Raw genomic sequence first — 20,870 nt, forward strand, 5'->3', positions numbered from 1 at the left:
GAATAGGTGTGCGGTCTTTCCCGCCGTCTGCCAAAGACCATCTCGACGCTGGCACCCTACTGCACCAGTCTCGACGATCCGATTTCGCGCCACCCATGAAGCGTACACGGCATGGGTGCGCGGGCTGCCGGTGTTATTCCGTAGCACTGTACTACCGGCTTATCAGTGTCCAGGCCTTCCCTAAGGCTGCTCTGGCTGCAGGTAAATTTGAGGCAGAAAAAAGCCCCGCACTTGGCGGGGCAGAAAACATCAAACTCAGACTACAAATGCTTTGGGCATGGCTGGTTTCTGAAGAACAGCCACGTCGAATAAATGCTCATTCCGCTTTTCCCTCTCAAACCAAACGCACTTTGCACCCTCTTCAGGGCCAAGAGATCCATAATCGCCCAGATCAGAAATGGTCATCTTCGGACCATTCACCGAACAGTATTTTCGCGCGAACAAATGTATGCCCCCCATGAAAACTTAAGTAATCACGGGGGAGCATGGTCATATAAACGTTTTTAACCCGCCAACTTCCTGTCAGAAAGTGGTGACAATCTCGTCTCGGGTAGGCCACTCCTCTTTACTCCAATTAAACACGTGCTTGGGTTTGATCGAAGGCTTGTAGCCGAAGCGCGCCCAAACCGGGTTGTGCCGCATGATAATGAAGGAATCATCCTGAATCTGGATAAATGCCCCTTCTTGCTGAGCGGTCCGGCTATTCCAAAGTGCCTTGCCATTGTCGTTGTAAATCACAAGGTTACCATCACCCTGCAGGACCGCCTTCGTTGCACCTTTCCCCTGGGTGTAGGTTGCCCACAGCACGCTGTTGTTTGGTCCGTAAAGCACGAGATTGCCGTCGCCTTGGAATACCAGGCGGGCATTACCCTTACCGTAGAGTCGACCCGGTTCGAGGAACGTGCCAGGAGGAATGATTTCGTTATTTTTATTCAACTGCATGGCCGCGGAAGAATTGCTTTTCCACAGCGGCCGGTAGTCAACTTCAACAAGGTTTCCGTCATTTTGCAGAACCAGGTGGACCCGGTTCCACTGATCGTTATCAGTGAAGTCAGTAGGAGTGGTGATCCATTTGCGACCACGGGTTGGGTCATCGAGGAAGGCGCCATACTGGACGTATAGAGCCGTTGGCCCGCTGCCTTTGTAAGCCAGCGTGCTGCTGTACGGTGTATTGCCATCGGCAACCCAGACAGCGACATTACCGTCGTAGAGAGCTAGGTTCGAGTCTTCTTGAAGTACCAATCTGTAGCGCCCGTTTGGCGACTGCAGATATTGACCAATCCGCAGCTCTTGGTACGGAGGGAGAACGGCGGAGCCGCTATTCTGGAAAAGGGTGCGTGTGCGTGCCATGTGTTTACCTTGAATTTTAGTTACTCGGCTGAGGAGCCAGCTGGCTCCGTTCTTCGCTCTGAGGCGATGGCTCGAGACTCAAGGCCTTCACATGATTCAATGTCCCGCATCGAGAGCATTTGATCTGGAGCTCAGTGAACCCGCCCACCCGGGCGAGTAGTCGTTTGCATTTACCGCAACGAAATTCCTTCAACATCTGCAAAGCCTTTGGGTTTTCTGCTAGGCTCCGCCCCGCTCGCGCGAGCAGTGAGGGCCTTGGCTGGCTTGCAGGTCTACTCTGCGATCTGGCGTCTCCATTGGGTGTTTCCGCACCCTCTGGAGTCGCCCTCTCTTTTTCTCGCCGTACAAATGAAAAGCCCCGACTAGTTCGGGGCTTTTGCTTTCTGCGGGCATAAAAAAACCGGCGCAGTGGCCGGGACTCTTGAGGCCCTCTTCGGGCAATAAAAAACCCGGCACTTGGCCGGGTTCTTTGTGGTCACTCCTAAACGCGCAGGAATGACAGGATGGGTGCATATTGGCTCATTGGCTCAGTCGCAGTCAAGCGACATTTGCCACCAAAAGGCCTTCATGATCGAGAATGTGCTGCGCCTCGGTCAAAGCCTCATTGACCGCGCCCTCAAGAGCCTTGCGAATATCACGCCTCCAGCGCTCCTGAGTCTTGATCGGGTGCGGCTCGTTGCTCCAGTTATCCATCTCGTACCAGGCCGCCGGGAGCACGCTGGTGCTGCGCTTCCCGTCCACGCCCGGCAGCTTGGGCATGGCCCAGGTCAGGATGGCGCAGTGGCGGAATCGCTGCGGTGCAGGCGAGCGATGCGTGCGCGTGATTTCCTCGATCGCTGCGTGCTTGCGGTCGACGTGTGTCGAGTACTTCGCCACCAGGTGCCGCCAGTGCTCGGCGCTGAGGTTTTTGTGCAGGCGACTGAACACCATGCAGTCGAAGAGGAATGCGGCCTCCTTGCCCACGATAGCGCCCTTCTGCTTGGCTGCCTGTACCTTTGGCTCGTAGGCGCACCCACCCGCACTGTTGATCGTCTCGGCGGCCAGGGCCCGGACAACTGCGGAAACCACGTTCTGATAGTTCATTGCTTACCCCCGGCTCGCTTGTTCTTCTGCAAAATGAATTCTTCATGACTGCGCTTGCGGACAATCGTTGCGCCCCAAGCCAACACACCACCGGATGCCACCAGCATCGCGGCCAGAATGAAAAACGCCCATGCTGTGGTCATGCTGCAGCCCTCCGCGCCATCTGTTGTTCGCACTTCTTGCAGCGCGTCCAGATGCCAGCCTCAAACATCGGTACCTGGCGGCTGCTGTATGCATCAACCCCGCAAAGGGAGCGCCAGGCAAAGGAGTGGCCGCCATCGTCGTCAGGAACGGACTGCTCCTGTTCGAAGAAGTGCGCCTTCACTGCGAACGGGTATGCAGGCTTGAGCCAGCCGTTTTTGTCTGTGCTTGCCGGGCCGGTGATCATCACGACTTGATTCATGCTGCTGCCTCCTTGAGCTGTTTGATCTTTGCCCGGTATTCGGCCTTGATGGCCTTCAAGTCTTCGATGGTGTACTTGCGGACTGACTGGTCCCTTTCCAGGGCCTCTACTTCAGCCAGGCCGATGCGACGGATCAGGCCGACCCGGTAATCCGTGGCGTTGCCGGAGAGGTACCGGTTCTGCTCTTTACTTTGGGCGTGCACGTTGCGCTCATCGAATCGGAGATGCGGCGCGGCACCAACGCTGCGATAGTGCCCCGCATCTACCGCGTTGCCGTTCCAATCCAGCGGGCGACCACTTGAGATGCAGGCGTGACCGGCCAGCTGATCGCGCAGGCGGATGTAAGCGTTGAAGGCTTGTTGGGCCTCGCGCATGTAATCGCCGCGACTCTTGAGCTTTTCCTTGCGTACCTTGATCTCGCTGCGCTCGCATTGATCGATGGCCTTCCGGGCTTTGTCGTGATTCGCCGGGGCATGCGCCAGTGCGCACTTCGGACTGCACACCACCTGCGTGCTGTTGAAGCTCGGCCGGAACTTCCCGCCGCAGGACTTGCAGGTTTTCTGCTTCACTTCCTTGATCGAAGCCCTCATGAGGCCCTCCCCCGGCGCTCGCCGTAAATCGCCATCATCAGGTCCTCTGGATGCGGCAGGAGCAGCTGCAGGCTCTCGGCGCAGTAAGCGTCCAGCAGCTCCAGGTACTGAGTCATCTGCTGGGTGTTGAACTTGCGGGTCTTGGCCCGGCCAACGCGGTACCGGGTGCCGTCGGGCAGCTCCACCGGGTGAACCTCGGCAGGCCAGAGCTTGGCCACGAAGATCTCGTGCCACTCCTCGCTGCTGGCTGCCTGGCCGTAGGAGCCGCGGAGATGTTCCTGAATCAGGCCATTCCACATCCACAGCAGACGGTTCTGGGCGTCGCTGCGCTTGTTCCGCACCTCGACGATGGTCAGGCGGCGCGGCTTGGCCAGGTCCAGGCCAGTGAGGTAGCCGATTAGGCGGGCGCGATCTTGCTCTGTGCGAAGCATCAGGTCAGCCATGGTCGACATCCTCAAGCAGGTTGCGCGCGGCCATGACAGCCCAATTGTCGCCAGATGTTCTGCTCACTTCTGCGAGAAAGCTGCGCATCTTTTCGTTCTCGGCCTTGAGCTGGTCGCGCTCGACAATCAAGTCCGCAGTTACAACCGCACCTCGCGATGCAAGCGCCCGTAGCTGTTCGGCACGAGCGCGGATCTCTACCGCCCCCATACCCTCTTGCCAACCAAGTCGCTGTTTTACGCGACGCACCTTGCGGCTGATGTTTGGTGGCGTGCAGCCATTCGCCTTTGCCAATTCGATTTGTGACGCACCCTCGATAGACGCGATCAGCAGGTCTAGGTCGCCGTTATGAATTGCCGGGTAGTCACACAAGTTGAGCTTCAAACTGGCAGCGAGCCGCTCGTTCTCCGCCAGCAAACCAAGGGCGATCTCCTCCACCGTGCTTTCGCCAAGGAACTCATCCAGCGCGTCGGTTCGCAAATGAATATCCTGGTCACCCGCCTTCCATGCGCCTACCACTGCCCACAGCAGGGGCTGAAGCTTCGATTTATCGATGTTCATGGTCTGCCTCCTTGCGGCACGCGCTTGATCTTGAGCTGGGCCAGCAGTTGCGCACGCGCGGCTCCGCCCACGGTTGGTATGCCCTGGATTTCCAGCAGGCGCGCCTGGCGGTACTGGGCAACCTCTTCTGCCCGCTCCAGCTCGGTTTTCTGCCCGTCGTGCCCGATGCCGATCGCGATGTCTTCCAGCGGTTTTCCCTGTACCAGCAACCGGATGGTGATGTCGTAGGCCCGGTCGAAGATCCTGCTGGCCTTCTCCGATACTTGGTCAGCGAGGTTGTGCAGCTCGCACTGCAACGCGGCGTGGCGCACTGCTGGATGCGACCAGATGCGGTTACCGGCCCGGCTCGGGTGCGAGTTCTCCAGCGCTTCGCGGAATGCCCGATCGTGAGATGGGATACCCAGCATCTCCGGAGTCGGCTGGCACCACTTGATGAACTTACCAACGCTTGGGGCGAAGTCACCACCGAACTGGCGGCAGTTCAGAAGGCCATAGCGGATCTGCTCGAGCTGGTTAATTTCTGCTGCGATGAACGCCTTGATCCAGCTACGCTTGGCGGCCTTGAGGGCTTCGTCATCGGGCCAGGCCTGTTTCCACGCCGGGAAGATGGCCTGCAGCTCCTTGAACAGGGCGTTGACCACTTCGGCGGTGCCGGGCGGCAACTGCTTGGCAGTTACCGGGATCACTGGCGGCAGGTTGGTGGCTTTGGCCATGAGCTGGCTGGCACTTTGCGGTGGCTTTGGCTTGCTCATAAAGCCCCCAGGTCGTTAGCCCAGCTGGTGTCGTTGAAGTCAGGGCCATTGACCTGGCGCTTCAGCGGGAACTGGCGAACATTGCTCCCCGCAGCCTCGTCACGCTTCACCCACTTCACCAGCAGGCTCACCCAGGACGCCTGACTCTCTACGCGGCCAGACGCCGAGTAGTGGCAGACGAACGTGGCGGTGGCTTCATCTGTGAAATGGGCAACAGGGATGCCCATGCGGTGCGCATAAGCCTTCAGCAGCTTCTGGTCAGGTACCCACTCAAGGGTCATTTCGCAGGGTGCCTTTGGGTCGACGGATTTTTCCTGCTCCGCGCGTTGAGTGTTGTGTTGATCTTCTCCTATTCCCTTCCCTTCCCTTCCGGGGTCTACCGGTCGACTACCAGTCGACGACTCTTCGGCGAATTGTCGGCGACCGCTCTCCGACCCGTCGTCGAATTCCGATGGAGGCGCAGGGTATTTGAAGTTCTTTTTCTCGATCTTCTGGTGCTTCCAGCCGCAGACGTGGAGGTAGTTCTTGCCCTCGGCCCAGTAGCTGAGGATGAGGTTGGCCCCCTCCAGCTCACCAAGCAGTTCGCTCACCTCCTCGGCAGTAATGTCGTCGCCCGGAAAGACCAGGGCCTTGATGGTTCGAGGTGCCAGCGGGTGATTGCCGCCGTCGTCGCAGAAGTTCCAGATGCCGATGAACAGGAGCCTGGCCAGAGGACGGCAGGACATGACTTGCTCGCTCGACCAGAATTCGGGTTTGACAGTGCGGATGCGGGCCATCATTGGGCCTCCAGGTTGTACTGAGCCCATAGGCCGGCCACCCAGGTGACGCCCTTCGGGGTAAATTTGGTTTGGTTGAATGCGTGACCGCCATCAGTGGTGCCGGTCTTGATGTCGAAGCGTCCGGAGTCGATGTGCTGCTGGTAGGCCTGCCATTCCCCGCCCATGCGGTACATGATCTTTTTGTCGAGCAGGAACTCACGGAAGCGGGCCTCATTAGCCCGAAGCAGCTTGGCTGTCTGGCGGAAGCCTTTCAGGCCTGTGGCTTCGACGTACTTGTCGACGAACTCAACTTTCGGCGCAGCGATGGCCAGAGCCTGCTGAGCAATCTGCTTTTGCTCCATCTCGTCGGCCCAGGCGCGCGCAGCCGCGACCGGATTGGAGAAATTCGGCAAGGTGGCAATGATTCGAGGGGCGTCCAGGTTCTTCAGCTTCTCCAGGATGCTCCGACGAACTGCCTTCGACTCGCGCATAGAGACCAGAAGGCATTGGTCCTTGGTCAGCATCAGGCCTTCCGAAGCCGGGCCGCGGGAATTCCTTACTACGAAAGTTTCGTAGTATTCCCCGTCAAGCTCATCCTTGCAGCGCGCAGTGAAGTCGGCGCGCCGAACCTCACTTTCGCCGTGTTGCATCCTGGCTTCGTTGACCAGGTCGAGCAGATCGAAGCTGCTCATTCCGCGCGCCACGAAATCGTGGATCGCATTTTGTGGCGCCCCCATTGATAGGGCCTGTACACTTTGGGTCTGCATATGCATAATTCCCCTACAGAGTTTTGTATTGCAGAGAGCCGGGGCGCAATCCCGGCTTTTTTGTGCCTGTCATTTGGCAGAGGCCCTCTTGGTTACCCTTAAGAGTCCCTGCCGGAGGCCCTCATTGGGGTCACCAGTTGAAGGACCTTTGCCTTCTTCCTTCCCACCTCGGAAAGCGCACCACTAGCGATTGAGGTTTCCATCATCGCGTTGATGACCTGGCTGAAACTCCAGCCGTTCTGGCACATCAACCCCTCCACCTTTCGCCGCGTATCAGGCGGCAATTTTTCAAGTTCAACGGTCATTTAGGCCTCCATAGGCCCTTCAGCCCGCGATATCTTCTTGCTTGTCCTGCATCAGCTCTTCGATAACGCCGTTGGCTACAGCCCACTCGATGATTTCGTAGAGGTACGTGGCGTGCTGCATGCGCGTTTTTGTCGCTGCCTTACGGAGAATCCGGTCCAGGACAGGCTCGAAACGAACCTTCACAGGGATCGCACGTTTTTGACTGGGGTCCATGTACATCGGGGTACTCCTTACGCAGCTTCGTTTTCGGTTGGATAAATGTCAGGGCGAAGCTCATGGCGGGAAACGCCAGTGGCCTTTTCAATTGGAAGGGCCTGCTTAGCCGGTACACCTCTGGTCTTCCAATAGGAAACAGCCATCGGCGTAACGCCCAGCAGCTCTGCCAGGGCTTTCCCTGATCCGGCGGTGTGGATTGCGCGTTCCAGAGGTGTGGATTTCATAAACATTCCGCCTTAGGCGAGTAAACACTACTCAACAATACGTTTATTTAATAAACAGTGCAAGCCCGGTAAACTTTGTGTTTATGACGAATCAACATTCAGGCGACCGCCTGCGACAATTCATGAGAGACCAAGGCCTGACTCCAAAGGGAGTCTCCGAGTCTCTTGGTGTCTCACCTCAGGTCTTGAACAACTGGTTCAAGCGCGGCATGCCGGCCCGAGCGATCTTCGATGCTGCTCGAATACTGCTGGTTGATCAGCACTGGCTTGCAACTGGCGAGGCGCACCCGTCAGGGATGAGCCTTCCCCCGTCCCCACCACCTGCAGACGCTCAAGTGCTTGGGTCTTTCGACGTATGGGATGACGACACCCCCCTGGATGATGATGAGGTGTACGTGCCATTCCTCAAGGAAGTGGAGCTGTCGGCCGGCAGCGGGCGAACAGTCGTTGAGCAGTCGCATAAGCAGAAGCTGCGCTTTGGAAAACTGACCCTGCGGCGTCAAGGAGTGCAGCCTGACGATGCGGTGTGCGTGACTGTCAGCGGGAACAGCATGGAGCCTGTGCTGCCCGATAAGAGCACAGTAGGCGTGAACCAAGGCTGCACGTCAGTGGTGGATGGAAAGATGTACGCCATCGACCATGACGGACAACTCCGCGTGAAGCTCCTCTATCGCCTCCCGGGTGGTGGCATCCGTATGCGCAGCTTCAACAGGGACGAGCACCCGGACGAGGAATACACAGCGCAGGAGATGCTCGACCAGAATATTCACATCAAAGGAAAGGTCTTCTGGTCCTCAGTCCTCTGGTAGACACCTCAGCGTCACCCAAGCCCGCCCAGAGCGGGCTTTTTTGTGCCCACGATTCGGTCAGACCATCTCTTTAATAAACAAAAATAAACAATAGGTGTTGACGTGTTTATAAACATGGCGTTTACTAAGCCCATGCCGAGGCACTACAGAGTCCCGGCAGAGGCCCTCAGGGCCGCCGCTCTTTAACAGCCAGCGCCATGAACGACTACCCGGCCAAGCCGGTTAGGTCACTCCCGGCTCCATCGGTGGGAGGTCAGTAAACCGATGAACAAAACCGCACTTGCCTCTACCGGCGACCGGCGATCCGACAGGCCCGAAAGCCTGCCCACGCGCAGCCCACTGCGACGGCGGACGAGGTGTTGACCGAACTGAGTGAATGACCTGGTAAGCGGGCGCGGAGAAACAGATTTCACTGGCTGGCCTTGGCGACAGGGCCAGACGGGAAATCAACGGTGGCCACTGCCTTCCCAGTGAGCGAGCAATGGAGGGTTCGCCAATGAAGCCTTAACGCAACGTCGCCGCGCGACAGCCTACCTGGCCGCTACAGAGCCAGGCGCTTTGACCGACGAAAGAATATCGGTCACGGAGAGCGCTGGTATCCGCCAGCCCCGTCAGCCAGTAGGCCCATAGGGCGGCCCTGCACCGACACGGTCGATGGAAACGACGCCGGATGCGTAACCGGTACCGCAGGCGAATCCGGGTCCCGCTCGGGTCAGTCCAGATGCTTCCCGGGCAGCTCCGGGCGCCTGCATCCCCTTCCCTTCACATCGACCGCATCGGCAGGCGCCAGGCCAGCTTCACGGCTGGGTTTGGTCACCCGCGCCTGGCTCCTGGCCAATGCGGTCCAGAGGATCAACCATGTACCAGCCACCAGAACCATCTGGCGTAGGCCGCTGCCTGCGTTGCGAAAGCTACATCGATGAGCAGGAGCAGCGCGGCGGTATCTGCTACGACTGCCAGCCTGCCGAAGACGGCAAGCAGCCAGCATTCCCCGTCGCCGCAAGCGAGTACGCCGGGCACGGGCCGTCGCACGGCATCACCACCCGCGATTACTTCGCAGCAAACGCCATGCAAGGTATCTGCGCCCATAACGACACATGGGGCTTGGCGGAATCGGAAATAGCTGAGCACGCATACCGCATTGCCGACGCCATGCTCGCCGCCAGGGTGAAGCCATGAGTGAAATCGGATACTGCGAGGGCGATACCTGCGGCCGTGACGGCTGCGAGGGTGTCGTCGAATCTCATAGGGTTGTGAACTGCAGTTGCCACATCTCTCCACCTTGTGGCGCCTGTACTGCACCGCGCGGCTACTGCGAAACCTGCGGATGGGAAGAGTCGGAAGACCCACCGCCGCCGCCCGAGCCATATAAGGGCAAGCCGTGGCAGCCGCCCGAGCCGCGCCCGCTAGATCCAACCAAGGTGGACTGGCTCTTTGTGCCTCACACCCACTTCTCGATGATCAAGGAAGGCGTGTACCCGCAGCACATGAGCCGTGATGAAGTTGAGCGGGAGGTTCGCGGGACCTTTGGTGGCCGCTTCGAGCAATTCGGCAATGGCCGCTTCAAGTACATCGCATACATCGACTGACCCACCACCTGGAGGCGACCATGTCAGCACTACGAAAAGCCCAATGGCTCTACGACAACGCCGAGCCTGAAGACGACTCAGCGCATCAAGAAGCGGTTCAGGCCTGGATTGAAGACAAGGCCGAGCAGTTGGTCGGCGGTGCTGATGTTCTGGTGCGCCAGCGCTTTGGCCCTCCGGTGGGCATCCGCCAAGACCAGTTCGTTGCCAAGGTCGCCGAGCACCTCAGGGCGCTGCAGGAGGCTGAGCAAGACGACCTGAATGCCTTGGCCCTGCTTCTGCTTCAAGCGGAAACAGGCGGCCCCGTGAAGAACATGGTCGAGGAAGTCGTCGGCCAGAGCGAACACAGCCGCGGCAAGCTCTACGAGATCGCCGAGTCGATGCTTGAGCAGTATGCGGAGGCCGGAGTCGAGGCAGATGCAGAGGAATCCGCGCTATGAGCCCGCACATCCTCATCGACGAAGAGCTGGAGACCCTTACTCACCCGTCAACGCCGATCAGCTGGTCCGTGATGATCCAGAAACAGCTCACGGAAATGATGGCCGACACGCGAATCACCATCGACGAGTTCAATCACTACTGCAAGCGCCTAAACGCGATCATCGCAGGGCGCAGGGAGGCTGCATGAGTACTGCACTGGTTGCATCCCTGATCGATGAGCAGGTAGCCGAACTTCCATCCAGCCAATGCCTTCCGCCTGACCGCGTCCTGATGCTGTTCAAGGGGCCGACCTTTGCCGCGGCAGTGCATGAGGCCGAACTGGCCAGCATCGAGAACCCGGCTGCCTGGAAGTGCCGGGCCTGCATCTGCGGTGAGTGGACTGTCGGGTATGAGGTGAGAGCATGACCACATTCCAGCGCGCCCGCCGCTTCGCATTCTGGCGCGGCAGCTTTCTCACCCTCCTCCTTTGCACTGCCTGGATGCTCGCAAACGCATACGCCGAGCATCTGACCCAATAACCCATCCATCAGCGCCCACCGCAGGGATGGCGCGGGAGATTCGTATGTCCGCACAAACCGAGATGGCCGTAGTGCCGCCGAAAGAAACCGCACTTCAGGTGTTCCAGATCGCCAACGGCCTCGACCCGTACCTCAAGAAAATCCGTGACGAGATCGACGCCTTTGTACCGGACATCAGCACCCGCAAAGGCCGCGAAGCCATCGCTTCTATCGCCTACAAGGTGGCCCGCTCCAAGACCGCACTCGACAACGTTGGCAAGGACCTGGTCGCCGACCTGAAGGAAATCCCGAAGAAGATCGACGCCGAGCGTAAGCGGATGCGCGACACGCTGGACGCCTGGCAGGAAGAGGTGCGCCGCCCGCTGAACGAGTGGCAGGCCGCCGAGGATGCCCGGGTTGATAGGCACAACAACGCCATAGCCCACCTGAAGCTCAACGCCCAGGACCTGGACGGCATCACCGCTGAGGATCTGGCCGACCGGATTGAAAAGGTCGAGGCTATCGCCCTGGGCAAGCAGCAGGAAGAGTTCGAAGCCGAAGCAGCCCGTGCCAAAGACGATTCATTGAAGGTGCTGCGCGCGGCTCTGGCCGCCCGCCAGCAGTACGAAGCGGAACAGGCCGAACTTGCCCGCCTGCGCCGTGAAGCGGAAGAGCGCGCCGAGCAAGACCGCATGCGCCTGGCACAGGAAGCTGCCGTCGAGCAGGAACGCCAGCGCGTTGCCCAGGAGCAGCAGGCCGAGCGTGACGCAGCCGCCAAGCGCGAGCAGGACCTGAAAGACCAGGCCGCGGCACAAGAGCGGGCCGCCGAGAACGAACGCCTGCAGCTGCAGCTTCAGGCCGAGGAGGCAGAACGTGCCAGGGTACAGGCCGAGGCCGACCGAGTTGCAGCCGAGCAGCGTGTCGAGCAGGAGCGCCAAGCCGCTGCCCGCCGTGCCGAAGAGGCTGCCGAGCAGGCCCGCCTGGACGAACGCCGCCGCGCCGATGCTGCAGCAACTGAAATTCTCCGCCAACAAGAAGCCCGCGAGGCTGACAAGGCGCACAAGACCAAGATCAACCGCGCCGCCCTGGAGGCTTTCGTCGCCAGAGGAATGACGGAGGAATGCGCCAAACAGGCGATCACCCTGATTGCCCTGCGCAAGATCCCCAACATCACCATCGCATACTGAGGTCGCCATGAGCCAAGTAGCCAGGGTTGAAACCCTTTCCCAGCCCCCGGCCGTTGCCGCCGAGTCGGTCACCGTTCTGCAGATTATCCAGCAGGTTGCCATATCCCCGAGCGCCGACATCGACAAGATGGAGCGCCTGATGGTCATGCACCAGAACATCCAGGCCCTGCAGGCCAAGCAGCAGTTCGACGAGGCCTTGGCCGCCATGCAGGAAGAGCTTCCGGTGATCGGCGAACGTGGCGGCATCAAGGATAAAAGTGGCCGCATCCAGAGCACCTATGCGCTCTGGGAGGATATCAACGAAATGATCAAACCGGTGCTGGCCCGCCACGGCTTTGCTCTCTCCTTCCGCACGCCACGCAACGAGCGCGGCATCGAGGTGGAAGGAGTTCTGAGTCACCGTGCCGGCCACCGCGAGACAACCTCTCTCGTCCTGCCGGCCGACACCACCGGCAGCAAGAACGGTGTACAGGCCGTGGCCTCCAGCGTGAGCTACGGGAAGCGCTACACCGCCGGTGCCCTGCTCAACTTCACCACCACCGGTGAGGACGACGACGGCAATGGCGCTGTGGTTACCCCGCGCGTCACCTCGGTTCAAGCCACCCAGCTGGCCATGCTGCTGGAGCGCTGCAGCGACAAGGCCAAGAAGGCTTTCGCCAGCATCCACGGCACGCCTTCGGCGGTTGAGAAAGCCGCGTTCGACCAGGTGCTGGGCATGCTCAGCAAATCAGTCAAGCAGCACGAGTCGGCACCACAGGAGGCCTAAGATGCAGATCATCACTGACGTCGAGCAGGGAACCCCGGAATGGCTCGCCCTTCGCCTGGGCATCATCACCTGCTCCGAACTCGACTGCCTGCTGGTCGCTGGCAAGGGCGAATCTGGCTTCGGGGTCGCTGCCTTCACCTACATGGACCAATTGATCGGGGAGCGAATCACCGAAGAGGCCGCCGACCCCTTCTCCGGAAATCGGCACACCGAGCGCGGACACGAGAAAGAAGGTGTGGCGCTTGGTCTTTACTGCGATAGGGAGGACGTGCAGGCGCAACAAGTTGGCATCATCCTCAACCACGGTATCGGCTACTCACCCGATTCGCTGATCGGGGAAAAGGGCCTGATCGAGATCAAGACGAAGCTCCCCAAGTTCCAGGTCAGCGTCATCTTGAACGGCGAAGTGCCCAAGGAGCACGTCGCCCAGTGCCAGGGCGGCCTGTGGGTATCCGAGCGCGAGTGGCTGGACTTCATCAGCTACTGGCCGGGCATGCCGCTCTTCGTCAAGCGCGTGTACCGCGACGAAGCCATGATCCGCAAGCTCACCGAGCGGGTGAAAACCTTCTACGAAATCCTCGACGAGCGCATGAACAAGGTGCTCGGCCTGGCCGCTTAACCAAGGAATCACGATGCCTACTCTTACCGATATCGGCCGCATTGGCCGCGATGCTGAGCTTCGCTATACACCCAACGGCGACGCAGTCTGCAACCTCGCAATTGCTTGCGAATACGGCCGCAAAGGCCAGGACGGCAAGCGCCCAACCCAGTGGGTCGATGCCACGCTCTGGGGCAAGCAGGCTGAGGCCATGGCGCCCTTCCTGGTCAAGGGGCAGCAGCTACACTTCACCATCGATGACGCTCACGTCGAGACCTACACCAAGGCCGACCACTCCCAGGGCGTTAAGCTCACCGGCCGTGTGATCATCATCAAGTTCGCCGGCAGTCCGCCACAGCAGACGCAAGGCAATCAACAACAGCAGCAGCGCGCCCCACAGCAACAACAGGGTCGTCAGCAGACACCGCAGCAGAGACAGCAGGCCGCCCCGCCAGACAGCTTTGATGATGATATTCCGTTCGCGCCGATGCACCACCTGGCCGGTGTGTAACTATGATCGCCACAATCTCTCAGCCAGTGCCCGCTGTGAAGTATGCGGCGGCCATGGCGCTCTCAACAGGTAAGCCCTGGGGCGTGTACCGCGGCAACAAGCGCCTGCTTGTCGTCATGCCAACCGCGGGCTCCAAGCGCCAACCTATCGAGGTTTGCCACCCATGAGGCGCATCAACAACCGAGTGCAGCAACGCCGTCGGCAGTTGCACGTTCACTTGCCGCCTAGCGGATTGAAGGGGGTGCCGTATGGCGATGACAAAAACACGGGAGCAAAAATTAAAACGCATCACCGCACGCGGCTCAGCCGGTACGAGCATCACTTGCAGCCAGGGTTAGCGGACTGAATTCGGCCAGCATCGATTCGGTAGTGAAAGCCAGGAATTTCAATTACATAGTTCCGCTTACAAAGCTCGGCTTGATAGACAGGAATTACTCGATCCAGGTCTTTCCCAGCTTGCTCAGCCAAGCCTCTGAGCTCTGTCGCACTTTCATTTCTAGCACCCAAGATAATCGAACTCAATAGCTCCGTTTTGAAATTAAAGTCTCCCGCACCTCCCGTACTTTTTACCACACGACTCTCCTGCTCGTATGCCCACTCTCCTGCCTTTGTCAGAAGTAGATTATCAAGCACATCTAGTGACCTAGACGGACTGCCGTCGAATGTGATAACTGGCCTTTCTTTGCTATAAGTAACGTCGAGACATATCAAATCATCATGCGAACTCTCAACTTCGAATGCCTTGTTGCTTATGTCTATTTTAAACTCTACGATCGCGCCTGTATGATTCCTCCCATAATGGGACCACATTAAAATGCTATCTGGAATTTTCGACAGCGACAGGACCGCCGCCCCATTAAGCAGCTCCTTCAGAAATCTTCCGCTTGTGAAGCTTTCGGCCATTGACTCCTCCGCGCTCTCTATGCGAGCAGCGACCTCATCAGGAGGCAACCCGTCTAGCTGCAAAACTTCTCGAACTTTAGAATGAATATCTTCTAACTTTCTTCCAAATCTAGCCTCACAGAATGGAGCGCAATCGAAAGGGTCATTGAAGTTCTGAGGATGAGTAAATCGAATCTTCCTCTCTGATATAACGGAGCGGACACCTTTTCCGTCAGACAGGTATTTGTAGCGATAAATATACTTTGGCACTGGCGATCCCCGGCTTGTAAAAACCACGTAATTAGTAACCCATCCCAATCCAAATTTCCACCATGCCGCATCCGGCCACGGAGGGCGGCGCATGCATGGAGAAAGCCATGAGCAAGCCAGATGTTTGCCAGTCCTGCGGCACCCACCGCTCAGAGTTGACCGATACCCCCTGGTGGCACCCGGAAGGGTTCACTTGCAAGCCTTGTCAGGCAAAGGTTGATGCAGCAGCCAAGGCTGAGGCCCTGGCCAAGTTTGCCGAGGCGGAGTATTGCGATTCGGACTTCGAGTACCAGGACGAGTGCAAGTGCCCCCATTGCGCGACTGCAATCCACCTAGAGTCAGAAGACCACAAAGACCAGAAAATGACCTGCGACGTATGCGGCGGCCGCTTCGAGCTGACCCTGAACTACGAGGTCACCTATAACACTGCCGTCATCGGCGAGCGCGTCACCGCCTGACCAAGGAGAAAGCCATGATCGGCACCCCCTGCGAATACGTGCAGCAGTACTACAAGGTCCCGGCATGCATCGGCCGCCGGGTGATCGCCTACGGCAAGCCAGGCATCATCGCCGCCGACTTCGGCCACTACATCGGCATCGTCCTCGACGAGAGCGTGAAACGCCAGCCGGGTCGGTACCACCCCGTCGACGGCATTGAGTATGGCGAAATGGCCGATCAGCTGCCCAAACCGCCGCGCCGCACCAACTATGACCGGTACTACGACGAGGAGTGGGCCTGCGATTTCCATGAGTTTCTTGGGATCAACCGGCCACACCGCGAGCAACGCCAGCACGAAGGCCAGCGGCAGTACCGCATGTACCGCACTCGCTCCGGCTACGACTGGTCCTACGACCGCGACATCGAGGGCGAATGGTGCGTGACGGCAGCACTGGCCAAGGCCAGCTACAAGGCCGCGCTGAGCAAGCGTAAAGCCGATGCGCTGGCCTGGAAAAATCGCTTAGCCGCCTGACCCTCCCGCGCTCCCCGCCAGCACCTCAACGCTTGTCGTGAAGTTCGGGCGGCCAAGCGCTCAAGAACCACATTACACCAGGCACGAACAGCAGCCCCCAGTACGTACTGGGATAAACGACCAGGCCTACCGCCCAGATACCGATCAGCGTTCCTCCTGCTCGCCGCCTCCGCTTCGGCGTGAACCACTCCTGAAACGTTTTGTGCCTTTCCCGCAACCCCATTACCACTCTCCCTGTTTGGTAAGCGGCGAAGCATATCACCCCTATTCAACGATAACGCCACCCCGGCGAGGAATGGGCCCTCACTCTTCGAAGAGAGCCCGTTATCACCTTCGTCTTCCGTCCTCCTTGCTAGTTAAGGGTTGAGGAGTTGGTAGAGCTGGATGGATCGGTCCATCACTTCGATCATCAAGATGATCAGTTTCAGCCAGGCAATCAGTCTTGCCATCGGCATCTCCATTGGCCTTGGGGACTTTCCCTCTTGGAGATGCGTAACGCACGCCTATAAATCGCGAGCGGATCGACTCGCCAACGTCGACCATGAAGGATCTCTCATGCCTACAGCAATTGACCTGTTCGCCGGCCTTGGCGGATGGAGCACCGGCGCGCGCGCCGCAGGCGTCCAGGTACTCTGGGCGGCAAACCACTGGCCAGTAGCCGTTGAATGGCACAGCGCCAACCACCCGGAAACGCAGCACGTCTGCCAGGACCTGCACCAAGCGCGCTGGGAGCAGGTACCGGCGCACGACATCCTGCTCGCCTCGCCCTGCTGTCAGGGCCACGCCAAGGCCCGCGGCAAGAAGTCAGGCAACCCTGAGCATGATGCTTCACGCTCCACGGCCTGGGCGCCGGTATCGGCGCTGGAGTTTCATCGGCCGCAGGCCGCAGTGATTGAGAACGTGCCGGAGTTCACCGACTGGGTGCTCTACCCGGCCTGGTTGCAGGCGGTACAGGCGCTTGGGTATCAGGCGGCGCCGCACATCGTTGATTGCGCCGATCTTGGCGTGCCGCAAAACCGGGTGCGACTGTTCTTGGTGCTGACCCGCAGCAAGGCGCCGTTGATGCTCGAGCTACACCGGCGCCAGCATGTGTCAGCCGCCAGCTTCCTCGACTTCGACGCAGGCAAATGGTCGCCGATCGAGAAGCCGCGCCGGGCACAAGCCACGCTTGATCGGGTACGCAACGGCCGTGAACGCTTCGGCGACCGGTTCATCATGCCCTACTACGGCAAAGGCTCCGGTACCACCGGCCGTGACATCAACCGCCCGATCGGCACTATCACCACCCTAGACCGCTGGGCCTTGGTCGACGGTGACCACATGCGGATGCTCAGCGCCAGCGAGGCCTTGGCGGCGATGTCGTTCCCGGCCGATACCCTGCGCCCGGATAGCCACCGGCTCACCATGCACATGGCTGGCAACGCGGTACCTCCGTTGGCAGGACGACGGGTGATCGAAGCACTGCTGAAAGCTGCGTGACTACCAGTGTTCGCCCCAATTCAGAAATGAGGGAGATCGGAAATACGCCTGCCTTCTATGCACGGATCCTCGATAAGTCCGTTGCCATTAGGGACTATTGAACCGGCGAGACCTCCAGATGGAAAAAACAGGTGAAAGCTATTTCCGCTCCCTATTAATCCAAGAACCTCTCGAACAGTGAACTCGTGAATCTCTTCGGATAATTCTGGCAAGGCAGCCGGAGATCCGTGCGTTTCTTGACCCTGAAGCGCAACCAGCTTCAAGTCCTCGTCATATCTAGCTGCAGTCACCACGTAAGTAGCCATAGCAATAACCTCCCCATGAATCGTGAATTATAGCCGCCCACGAGGAATCCCCATGCCCACAGAAAACCGATCCAGCAACACCGAACAGATGGTCAGCGTGCCGCGCGATGAAATAGAACGCCTGGTCAAGCTGCTGCAGTATCAAGCCCATCCATGCCCGTCCCCTCACGCCGAGTTCTGGCAAAGCCTGCTTGATGCTCCAGCCACCCCGCACCAGGGCGAGGTGGTAGCCTGGGTGCACATGCGCAACGGCGAGCCTGACTACGACCGCGAGACCGTCATCAGCAACGTGCCCGGCGACACAATTGGCAATGGCGATTCCTGGGAGCCGGTCTACCGCCACCCACCAACCTACGATGGTTTCAGCGCCGGTGACATGGCCGACCAGGGTGCCAAGGCGTTTGCTGCGCGCGATGATGAAGTGGAGGAGTTGCGCGAGTTGCTGCGGGCGATGACTTGCGGGTATCGAATGGCAGTCCAAGCAGGCCACGCCCGTATAACGGCCTTGGGCGGCGACTGTGACAGCGTCGACAGGATGCTGGCTGACTTCCCCGAGTACGCCAAGGCCATCGCCGCCACCAAGCGCAAACCCTGACAAGAGTACATTTGTACTCCACCCGTCTCCCCTCTATTGAATAGCCGCTATATGGCGGCCAAGGAATCGTCATGCCTGAAGAAATCAAGTTGATCCAGCGAGCGCCGGTCGTGCGCGACGAAAATGGGATGTTCCAGCATCCGGACCTTCCCGACTTCGACGAGGGTGATGGCGACAAGTGCAAGGCCTGGATTGCCGAGCAGGGCCTGCAGGTCTGCATGGTCAGCCTGGAATATGCTGACGAGGCGATTGCTAACCGGTACTTCGAAAGTCATGACCCGGATTGCAGTTACTGGGAGCCTGAACGGCCCAGCGGTGGCGACTGGTTCTGCCTGGCCATCCATGACACCGACGACGGCCCCGTGTGCTGGTGGGCTCGCCGCGGGGAGCAGCCATGACCCGCCTCGCCCTCTGCCTCCTGCTGCTGGCCAACGGTGCCAGCGCAGATCCATTGCCTCGCGGGGTTTTCGTCTTCCACGACGACGAGCGCGGCGCCACCTGCTGGCTCTACGGGCTCAGCGCGCCGGGTGGCATCAGCTGCATCCCCGACAGCCAGCTCCAGGCCGGCAATGAGCGCCAGCTCTCCCCGCACGAACAAGACACCCCTACCCCAGCAATGGCGCCAGTGCGCTGGCATGAAGAGAGGTATTCGCTGTGACCGAAGTCGAAGAACTCCTGCTAGCGGCCAAGGCCGCCGGCGTCGAGGTTGAGCCGTGCACCTGCGACGATCCGAAGTGGCCGCTGCGCATAAAAGGCAAATCGGGCACCAGGGCGCACTGGAACCCAAACATCAATGATGGCGACGCGTTCCGCCTGGCGATTGACCTCGGCATCCAGATCCATGTGGAAGGCTCAGGCGAATCCGAAGCTGTCTGGGCTGACGACACCATGATTTGGGTAGACAGCGAGCACAGCCAAGGCGATCGCCGAAAGGCCGCGCGCACCGCGATCGTTAGCGTCGCCGCCCAGCGCGGAGAAGCCATGCCATGACCGACCTGATCGAAGTGAAGACAGCCGATCTGGCCGGCGAGCAGTTGGCCTGGGCGGTCGCCAAGGCTGAAGGGCTGGATGTGCGCGTGGCGGGTCCGCAATACGGCGCGCCGGCCAGAGTGTTCGTCCAATACCGTGGCGAAGTAACTGAGCGCTGCGAGCGGTACAACCCTCACGAGAACTGGGCGCTCGGCGGTCCCCTGAAGACGAAACACCAAATCGGCGACGGCCCGGCACTGGGCGGCTGGACCGCCTACCCCAGCAGGCCGAATGAGCCAACCGACTGGCTGATAGGTCCGAGCCCGCTCGTAGCGATCTGCAGAGCCGTCATAAGTAAGGTCATAGGCAACACCGTCCAGGTACCGAAGGAGCTGCTGCCATGATCCTACCCATCGTCGCCTCGCTCTACATGGCCTGGATGATCTGGAAGGGGCCGAGGCCATGAGCGTCGGCAACGATGCAGTACCGGACGCCGGTACCGGCATGCTCCCGCTGGGCGCGCAGAAATGGGGGCGCTGGGGCGAGATCTACCCATGCCACGCACACACCGGCAGCAACTGCAGTACCTGCGGCGGAACCGGCTACCGCTCTATCTGTAACCGCACCGACTGCCATGAGCACGGCTGCCAAGGTGGAGCCTGCTCCAGCACCAAAGAGCAGTTCGCAGCTCAGCAAAGCAGCATCAAGTAACCCCTCCCCCTACAACAACTCAAGCCTGCCGGTAGGCGGGAATGGAGACCTGCGCATGTCTGGAATGATTGGCGCTCGACCGGAGCAGCCAAAGCACAAGAGCGTCGAGTGGTACACCCCAGCCTGGATCTTTGAGCGCCTGGGCGTTGAGTTCGATCTTGATCCTTCAAGCCCCCACGACTACGTGACACCGGTACCAGCGAAGCGGAAATACACCATCTTCGATGACGGGCTCTCGAAAGATTGGGCTGGCCGGGTGTGGATGAACCCGCCGTACGGCCCAGACACCGGTTTCTGGATGCGCCGACTGATCGCCCACGGGAATGGCATTGCGCTGGTATTCAGCCGGACCGATGCAGAGTGGTTTCAGGAAGCCATGTCCAGCGCATCAGCGACTCTGCTCATCAAAGGCCGAATAGCCTTTATCCCAGGGCACGAGAACAGCCACAAGAAAGGTCGATCAGGCGCCGGAAGCGCGATGTTCGCGCTCGGTGATGAATGCGCGATCGCCCTGCAGCAGCTATCGGATCTCGGTGTTTTAGTTCCGAGACTTGCCGCCTAACCCCTCCCCACCTCTGCCGCCATGCGCGGCGTGGAGACAATCATGGAATTACAAAGTGAGACCCTGGTCGAGGACGAAATCGTTGCGATCACTGGCTACCAGATTCCGTCGAAGCAGATTAGCTGGCTGGCAAACAATGGCTGGCAATACACCCTCAACAGAGCGAGGCGCCCTATCGTGGGCCGCGTGTATGCCCGCCTGAAACTGGCAGGCATCAAGCCCTCGGCGACCAACGCAGTTGCCGAAACCTGGACACTTGACCTATCACGCGTGGGATAGCG

36 protein-coding genes are annotated in these 20,870 nt (G+C 59.5%); 21 read left to right on the forward strand and 15 right to left on the reverse strand.

The features are described from left to right. Positions 1 to 522: 522 nt before the first annotated feature. The 14 genes from NPS47_RS01055 to NPS47_RS01120 all read right to left on the reverse strand — a co-directional run bounded on the left by NPS47_RS01055 (position 523) and on the right by NPS47_RS01120 (position 7,451). A complete protein-coding gene (locus NPS47_RS01055) occupies positions 523 to 1,350 on the reverse strand; it encodes a putidacin L1 family lectin-like bacteriocin (RefSeq protein WP_274293279.1) in 828 nt (275 codons plus the stop codon). A 16-nt stretch (positions 1,351 to 1,366) separates the two neighbouring features. Further along, positions 1,367 to 1,546, reverse strand: a complete 180-nt coding sequence (locus NPS47_RS01060; RefSeq protein WP_274293280.1) for a Com family DNA-binding transcriptional regulator — start codon at positions 1,544 to 1,546, stop codon at positions 1,367 to 1,369. 341 nt (positions 1,547 to 1,887) lie between these two features. Beyond that, the gene (locus NPS47_RS01065) at positions 1,888 to 2,433 is read right to left on the reverse strand and encodes a hypothetical protein (RefSeq protein ID WP_274293281.1); all 546 of its coding nucleotides are present in this window, start codon (positions 2,431 to 2,433) and stop codon (positions 1,888 to 1,890) included. Continuing rightward, complete coding sequence (locus NPS47_RS01070) at positions 2,430 to 2,576, reverse strand: hypothetical protein (protein ID WP_274293282.1); 147 nt, start codon at positions 2,574 to 2,576, stop codon at positions 2,430 to 2,432. The genes NPS47_RS01065 and NPS47_RS01070 overlap by 4 nt, the downstream gene beginning before the upstream one ends. Continuing rightward, the gene (locus tag NPS47_RS01075; RefSeq protein WP_274293283.1) at positions 2,573 to 2,836 is read right to left on the reverse strand and encodes a hypothetical protein; all 264 of its coding nucleotides are present in this window, start codon (positions 2,834 to 2,836) and stop codon (positions 2,573 to 2,575) included. Before NPS47_RS01075 ends, NPS47_RS01070 begins: the two co-directional genes overlap by 4 nt. Then, positions 2,833 to 3,426, reverse strand: a complete 594-nt coding sequence (locus NPS47_RS01080) for a recombination protein NinG (protein ID WP_274293284.1) — start codon at positions 3,424 to 3,426, stop codon at positions 2,833 to 2,835. Before NPS47_RS01080 ends, NPS47_RS01075 begins: the two co-directional genes overlap by 4 nt. Next, complete coding sequence (locus NPS47_RS01085) at positions 3,423 to 3,869, reverse strand: recombination protein NinB (RefSeq protein ID WP_274293285.1); 447 nt, start codon at positions 3,867 to 3,869, stop codon at positions 3,423 to 3,425. Before NPS47_RS01085 ends, NPS47_RS01080 begins: the two co-directional genes overlap by 4 nt. Beyond that, positions 3,862 to 4,428 carry a hypothetical protein gene (locus tag NPS47_RS01090; RefSeq protein ID WP_274293286.1) on the reverse strand — a complete coding sequence of 189 codons (567 nt, stop codon included), beginning with the start codon at positions 4,426 to 4,428 and terminating at the stop codon, positions 3,862 to 3,864. The genes NPS47_RS01085 and NPS47_RS01090 overlap by 8 nt, the downstream gene beginning before the upstream one ends. Continuing rightward, positions 4,425 to 5,180 (reverse strand): replication protein P, encoded by a 756-nt coding sequence (locus NPS47_RS01095; RefSeq protein ID WP_274293287.1) that lies wholly within the window; start codon positions 5,178 to 5,180, stop codon positions 4,425 to 4,427. The genes NPS47_RS01090 and NPS47_RS01095 overlap by 4 nt, the downstream gene beginning before the upstream one ends. After that, positions 5,177 to 5,959: a DnaT-like ssDNA-binding domain-containing protein gene (locus tag NPS47_RS01100; protein ID WP_274293288.1), complete on the reverse strand. Its 783-nt coding sequence runs from the start codon at positions 5,957 to 5,959 to the stop codon at positions 5,177 to 5,179. The genes NPS47_RS01095 and NPS47_RS01100 overlap by 4 nt, the downstream gene beginning before the upstream one ends. Then, a complete protein-coding gene (locus tag NPS47_RS01105; RefSeq protein WP_274293289.1) occupies positions 5,956 to 6,711 on the reverse strand; it encodes a phage antirepressor KilAC domain-containing protein in 756 nt (251 codons plus the stop codon). The genes NPS47_RS01100 and NPS47_RS01105 overlap by 4 nt, the downstream gene beginning before the upstream one ends. Before the next feature lie 92 nt (positions 6,712 to 6,803). Further along, the gene (locus NPS47_RS01110) at positions 6,804 to 7,010 is read right to left on the reverse strand and encodes a hypothetical protein (protein WP_274293290.1); all 207 of its coding nucleotides are present in this window, start codon (positions 7,008 to 7,010) and stop codon (positions 6,804 to 6,806) included. Between the two features lie 19 nt (positions 7,011 to 7,029). After that, complete coding sequence (locus tag NPS47_RS01115) at positions 7,030 to 7,230, reverse strand: hypothetical protein (RefSeq protein ID WP_136477281.1); 201 nt, start codon at positions 7,228 to 7,230, stop codon at positions 7,030 to 7,032. Between the two features lie 11 nt (positions 7,231 to 7,241). Further along, a complete protein-coding gene (locus NPS47_RS01120) occupies positions 7,242 to 7,451 on the reverse strand; it encodes a transcriptional regulator (RefSeq protein ID WP_274293291.1) in 210 nt (69 codons plus the stop codon). 185 nt (positions 7,452 to 7,636) lie between these two features. Between NPS47_RS01120 and NPS47_RS01125 the strand changes: the two genes are divergently transcribed. From NPS47_RS01125 to NPS47_RS01170, 10 genes are all read left to right on the forward strand, one after another. After that, on the forward strand, positions 7,637 to 8,260 hold the full coding sequence (locus NPS47_RS01125; RefSeq protein WP_337993409.1) for a helix-turn-helix transcriptional regulator: 624 nt from the start codon (positions 7,637 to 7,639) through the stop codon (positions 8,258 to 8,260). A gap of 858 nt (positions 8,261 to 9,118) precedes the next feature. After that, complete coding sequence (locus NPS47_RS01130) at positions 9,119 to 9,439, forward strand: hypothetical protein (protein ID WP_274293293.1); 321 nt, start codon at positions 9,119 to 9,121, stop codon at positions 9,437 to 9,439. After that, entirely contained in the window at positions 9,436 to 9,849 is a 414-nt protein-coding gene (locus NPS47_RS01135) for a hypothetical protein (protein WP_274293294.1), read from the forward strand. The genes NPS47_RS01130 and NPS47_RS01135 overlap by 4 nt, the downstream gene beginning before the upstream one ends. A 20-nt stretch (positions 9,850 to 9,869) precedes the next feature. Further along, on the forward strand, positions 9,870 to 10,286 hold the full coding sequence (locus NPS47_RS01140) for a hypothetical protein (protein ID WP_274293295.1): 417 nt from the start codon (positions 9,870 to 9,872) through the stop codon (positions 10,284 to 10,286). Then, on the forward strand, positions 10,283 to 10,474 hold the full coding sequence (locus NPS47_RS01145) for a hypothetical protein (protein ID WP_274293296.1): 192 nt from the start codon (positions 10,283 to 10,285) through the stop codon (positions 10,472 to 10,474). The genes NPS47_RS01140 and NPS47_RS01145 overlap by 4 nt, the downstream gene beginning before the upstream one ends. Next, a complete protein-coding gene (locus tag NPS47_RS01150) occupies positions 10,471 to 10,692 on the forward strand; it encodes a hypothetical protein (protein WP_274293297.1) in 222 nt (73 codons plus the stop codon). The genes NPS47_RS01145 and NPS47_RS01150 overlap by 4 nt, the downstream gene beginning before the upstream one ends. A 157-nt stretch (positions 10,693 to 10,849) precedes the next feature. Then, positions 10,850 to 11,971, forward strand: a complete 1,122-nt coding sequence (locus NPS47_RS01155) for a hypothetical protein (protein ID WP_274293298.1) — start codon at positions 10,850 to 10,852, stop codon at positions 11,969 to 11,971. A 7-nt stretch (positions 11,972 to 11,978) separates the two neighbouring features. After that, positions 11,979 to 12,737 (forward strand): ERF family protein, encoded by a 759-nt coding sequence (locus NPS47_RS01160; RefSeq protein WP_274293299.1) that lies wholly within the window; start codon positions 11,979 to 11,981, stop codon positions 12,735 to 12,737. Between the two features lies 1 nt (position 12,738). Next, positions 12,739 to 13,356, forward strand: a complete 618-nt coding sequence (locus NPS47_RS01165; protein ID WP_274293300.1) for a lambda exonuclease family protein — start codon at positions 12,739 to 12,741, stop codon at positions 13,354 to 13,356. Positions 13,357 to 13,369: 13 nt separating this feature from the next. Then, entirely contained in the window at positions 13,370 to 13,846 is a 477-nt protein-coding gene (locus NPS47_RS01170) for a single-stranded DNA-binding protein (protein WP_274293301.1), read from the forward strand. A 318-nt stretch (positions 13,847 to 14,164) separates the two neighbouring features. Here the strand turns inward: NPS47_RS01170 and NPS47_RS01175 are convergent, their stop codons facing one another. Further along, positions 14,165 to 14,998, reverse strand: coding sequence for a DUF2971 domain-containing protein (locus tag NPS47_RS01175; protein ID WP_274293302.1), 834 nt, complete (start codon positions 14,996 to 14,998; stop codon positions 14,165 to 14,167). A gap of 107 nt (positions 14,999 to 15,105) precedes the next feature. Here NPS47_RS01175 and NPS47_RS01180 point away from each other — a divergent pair, with 107 nt between their 5' ends. The 11 genes from NPS47_RS01180 to NPS47_RS01230 all read left to right on the forward strand — a co-directional run bounded on the left by NPS47_RS01180 (position 15,106) and on the right by NPS47_RS01230 (position 20,868). Beyond that, entirely contained in the window at positions 15,106 to 15,456 is a 351-nt protein-coding gene (locus NPS47_RS01180; protein ID WP_274293303.1) for a hypothetical protein, read from the forward strand. A gap of 14 nt (positions 15,457 to 15,470) precedes the next feature. Continuing rightward, positions 15,471 to 15,968, forward strand: a complete 498-nt coding sequence (locus tag NPS47_RS01185) for a hypothetical protein (RefSeq protein ID WP_337993410.1) — start codon at positions 15,471 to 15,473, stop codon at positions 15,966 to 15,968. 555 nt (positions 15,969 to 16,523) lie between these two features. Beyond that, positions 16,524 to 17,447, forward strand: a complete 924-nt coding sequence (locus NPS47_RS01190) for a DNA cytosine methyltransferase (protein ID WP_274293304.1) — start codon at positions 16,524 to 16,526, stop codon at positions 17,445 to 17,447. A 357-nt stretch (positions 17,448 to 17,804) separates the two neighbouring features. Next, complete coding sequence (locus NPS47_RS01195) at positions 17,805 to 18,347, forward strand: hypothetical protein (protein ID WP_274293305.1); 543 nt, start codon at positions 17,805 to 17,807, stop codon at positions 18,345 to 18,347. 71 nt (positions 18,348 to 18,418) lie between these two features. Then, positions 18,419 to 18,745: a hypothetical protein gene (locus NPS47_RS01200; RefSeq protein WP_274293306.1), complete on the forward strand. Its 327-nt coding sequence runs from the start codon at positions 18,419 to 18,421 to the stop codon at positions 18,743 to 18,745. Then, positions 18,742 to 19,005 carry a hypothetical protein gene (locus NPS47_RS01205; RefSeq protein WP_274293307.1) on the forward strand — a complete coding sequence of 88 codons (264 nt, stop codon included), beginning with the start codon at positions 18,742 to 18,744 and terminating at the stop codon, positions 19,003 to 19,005. The genes NPS47_RS01200 and NPS47_RS01205 overlap by 4 nt, the downstream gene beginning before the upstream one ends. Further along, positions 19,002 to 19,337 (forward strand): hypothetical protein, encoded by a 336-nt coding sequence (locus tag NPS47_RS01210; RefSeq protein ID WP_274293308.1) that lies wholly within the window; start codon positions 19,002 to 19,004, stop codon positions 19,335 to 19,337. The genes NPS47_RS01205 and NPS47_RS01210 overlap by 4 nt, the downstream gene beginning before the upstream one ends. After that, positions 19,334 to 19,720 (forward strand): phage protein NinX family protein, encoded by a 387-nt coding sequence (locus NPS47_RS01215; RefSeq protein WP_274293309.1) that lies wholly within the window; start codon positions 19,334 to 19,336, stop codon positions 19,718 to 19,720. Before NPS47_RS01210 ends, NPS47_RS01215 begins: the two co-directional genes overlap by 4 nt. 58 nt (positions 19,721 to 19,778) lie before the next feature. After that, positions 19,779 to 20,027: a hypothetical protein gene (locus tag NPS47_RS01220; RefSeq protein WP_274293310.1), complete on the forward strand. Its 249-nt coding sequence runs from the start codon at positions 19,779 to 19,781 to the stop codon at positions 20,025 to 20,027. A 55-nt stretch (positions 20,028 to 20,082) separates the two neighbouring features. Beyond that, complete coding sequence (locus NPS47_RS01225; RefSeq protein WP_274293311.1) at positions 20,083 to 20,589, forward strand: DNA N-6-adenine-methyltransferase; 507 nt, start codon at positions 20,083 to 20,085, stop codon at positions 20,587 to 20,589. A gap of 42 nt (positions 20,590 to 20,631) precedes the next feature. Further along, positions 20,632 to 20,868: a DUF4224 domain-containing protein gene (locus NPS47_RS01230; RefSeq protein WP_274293312.1), complete on the forward strand. Its 237-nt coding sequence runs from the start codon at positions 20,632 to 20,634 to the stop codon at positions 20,866 to 20,868. Positions 20,869 to 20,870 lie beyond the last annotated feature (2 nt).

Origin of the sequence: Pseudomonas putida (genome assembly GCF_028682475.1) — a bacterium.
GTDB classification, from domain to species: domain Bacteria; phylum Pseudomonadota; class Gammaproteobacteria; order Pseudomonadales; family Pseudomonadaceae; genus Aquipseudomonas; species Aquipseudomonas putida_AG.